At 61.1% G+C, this 2,522-nt stretch carries 4 protein-coding genes; 3 read left to right on the top strand and 1 reads right to left on the bottom strand.

What is annotated here, in order from left to right:
• A partial coding sequence (locus tag WCA53_RS29055; protein ID WP_423919246.1) for a hypothetical protein occupies positions 1–235 on the top strand: 235 nt, incomplete at its 5' end.
• A 118-nt stretch (positions 236–353) separates the two neighbouring features.
• Positions 354–536, top strand: coding sequence for a hypothetical protein (locus WCA53_RS29050; RefSeq protein ID WP_423919243.1), 183 nt, complete (start codon positions 354–356; stop codon positions 534–536).
• A gap of 115 nt (positions 537–651) precedes the next feature.
• Here WCA53_RS29050 and WCA53_RS29045 read toward each other — a convergent pair whose 3' ends face one another.
• Positions 652–1,506, bottom strand: coding sequence for an SDR family NAD(P)-dependent oxidoreductase (locus WCA53_RS29045; RefSeq protein ID WP_423919238.1), 855 nt, complete (start codon positions 1,504–1,506; stop codon positions 652–654).
• A 374-nt stretch (positions 1,507–1,880) separates the two neighbouring features.
• Here WCA53_RS29045 and WCA53_RS29040 point away from each other — a divergent pair, with 374 nt between their 5' ends.
• Positions 1,881–2,390, top strand: a complete 510-nt coding sequence (locus tag WCA53_RS29040; RefSeq protein WP_423919249.1) for a DUF1269 domain-containing protein — start codon at positions 1,881–1,883, stop codon at positions 2,388–2,390.
• Positions 2,391–2,522 lie beyond the last annotated feature (132 nt).

The raw sequence follows: 2,522 nt of genomic DNA, 5'->3' as shown, positions 1-2,522 counted from the left end.
GCGTTGTTTCATCAACGTTTGGCATCCTGAGTATGTCGAAGGTGGGGACCCCGAGTGCCCGATCAAAATGCGCGCCGGACAAGCACCCTCTCAGGGCTCAACCGCCTTGAACACCCGATTCTTGTCGAGCGTGGCCGGATCGAGCGTTCTGTCGCCGTCTTCCGCCGGCAGCGCGGGGCTGGCGTCCTCCAACGCGCTCGCGATCAGATGGGATTCACGGCGCTGGACAATGTAGCAGCCGTGCTGGATGGGCGGCCTGCCTTGGATCCGGCCTGAGGCTCGGGCCTCCCCCTGCCGACCTGACGAGTCGCGTGTAGGATATAAATGGTTGATCATGCGCTTGAGGAGGCAACATGAACGCGGTGTGCCCGCTGCACGGGCCAACGACCATCATCGGCACGAATGCGTATGGGTTTCCGGTCTATGCGTGCTGCTGCGACGACGTGACTTATGTGACCCCGGATGCGTGTACGAAGGCACCGACGCAACGGGGACGTGATCCGCAGCCTGAACAACCGAAGACGAAGAAAGAATGAGGACCTGACCGCGCCCTGGAAACGCGCCAAGAGAACGAACGTTTCCCGTCCGCCAAAACAACATAAGGAAGCGGTCGTCGCTCATCGTCCACGCGTAATCTGCATGGCCAGCAGGTCAGTCGGTTTTCTGGCTGAACGCTTCGAACGCCTGCTTGTAATCCGGATGCCAGCGCGACAGCGGCGGACGGTTCTCGACAATGTCGCCGGCCGCCCATAGGATGCGTCGTTCGTCGAGGGAGCGAGGCACATCGTTGTCTGGGCAGAGGATGTAGAAGTCGCCGGCACCCAGGCGTTCCATCATGAAATCGACGGTTTGCTCAGGCGTCCAGGCACCGGACGGCTTCTCAGTGCGATCTTTAGCGGTAAGGCCCGTGAATACGAAGCCCGGGATCAGCAAATGAGCGCTGAGCTGACAATCAGGCGTATTGCGCAGTTCGTGCTGCAGCGCTTCGGTGAAGGCCTTCAGGCCGGCTTTGGAAACGTTATAGGCCGGGTCGCCGGGCGGCGTAGTGATGCCTTGCTTGGAACCGGTGTTGATCACCAGACCCGGCCGGCCGCGCGCGATCATTGCAGGTACGAAAGCTTGAGTGCCACGGATGACTCCCCACAGGTTGACCTCAAGCACCCGTTCCCAGTTAGCAGCCGGACCGAACATAGCGCTGCCAGGCTGAATCCCGGCGTTGTTCATGAGGATATCGGTGCCGCCAAAGCGTTCCTGAACCATCGCCTCCAGTCGAACCAGATCCTCGACGCGGCAGACGTCCGTCTCGACGGCCATGACATCGTCCGCTCCGTGGGCCGCTACGGTGGCGACTTCGTGCGCTGCGCGCGCGAGTCGGTCCGCCCCCAGGTCCGCGATGCAGACGCGAAGTCCGAGCTGTGCAAACCGCTTGGCGGCGGCGAGACCGATACCGCTGGCACCGCCCGTGACAACGGCGACGGATCCGGCAGTGAAAGCAAAATGTGTCATCAATGATCCTTGTTAATTCGCGATGAAAACGTCAAGAGTACCCGGCACCCTACCCTGGTAATTATCTTAGCTCCTGATTGCTGCGCTCAAGGCGCTTGCCGATGAGGGCGAGATCGACATGTCGATCGTGCGCCGTGCGTCCCAGCACTCTGGAAAAACAGCGCACGCCCTCGGCGCGCCGTGGCAACGGTAGATGGATAGCGTCCGGACGGGGACTGGAGTGACAGCCTGATGATTGCGTGCCGGGAGTTCGGGCCCGATTGCGACTATATTAAAAGATAAGACGCTGTCGCGCATTGCGTGCCGGAACGTCATGCACCGTCATGGCCGGCGCGACGGACAGGGTCATGGGTATTCCCGATAGGAGGCCCGAAATGCGGCGCATCTATTTCCTGTTGCCCGACGTGCCAAGCGCGAAGGCGATCATCGACGAACTGTTGCTCAAGCGCATCGAGTGGCGACATGTCCATGTGCTTGCGCGCCCGGGCATCCCGCTCGAGGACCTGCCTCAGGCCACACTCGCGCAACGCAGCGACCTGCTTCCCGCGCTCGCACGGGGCACCGCGGCGGGCGGCGTCACGGGCATGCTGGCGGGCCTTGTCGCCATGGCCTTTCCTCCGGCCGGGCTCACGATTGCCGGCGGTGTCGTCGTCCTGATGACCGTGGCGAGCGCAGGATTCGGCGCATGGACCGCCACGATGATCGGCGTCGACGTGCCGAACACGCGTCTAAAACGCTTTGAAGGCGCAATCGAGAAGGGTGAATTGCTGATGATGGTCGATGTCAGGAAGGATCGCGTCGAAGAAATCGAGCAAGTGATCAAGAGTCACCATCCGGAAGCGGACATCGAGGGAACGGATCCGACGATACCGGCGTTTCCGTAAGCCCTCGCACGACCGTTGACTATGAATTGAAGAGACCAGGACACTATTTATGAAAGCTTCCGATTTGTTCGTCAAGGCGCTCGAGAACGAAGGCGTCGATCGTATCTTCGCCGTGCCGGGCGAAGAAAACCT

It is taken from the genome of Caballeronia sp., from assembly GCF_049581465.1.
GTDB lineage: Bacteria > Pseudomonadota > Gammaproteobacteria > Burkholderiales > Burkholderiaceae > Caballeronia.
This window is presented reverse-complemented; position numbering and strand designations above follow the sequence as displayed.

Excerpts from the sequence above, each read along its gene's own strand:
- WCA53_RS29050 (WP_423919243.1), top strand. The coding sequence starts at position 354 with ATGAACGCGGTGTGCCCGCTGCACGGGCCAACGACCATCATCGGCACG.
- WCA53_RS29045 (WP_423919238.1), bottom strand. The coding sequence starts at position 1,506 with ATGACACATTTTGCTTTCACTGCCGGATCCGTCGCCGTTGTCACGGGC.
- WCA53_RS29040 (WP_423919249.1), top strand. The coding sequence starts at position 1,881 with ATGCGGCGCATCTATTTCCTGTTGCCCGACGTGCCAAGCGCGAAGGCG.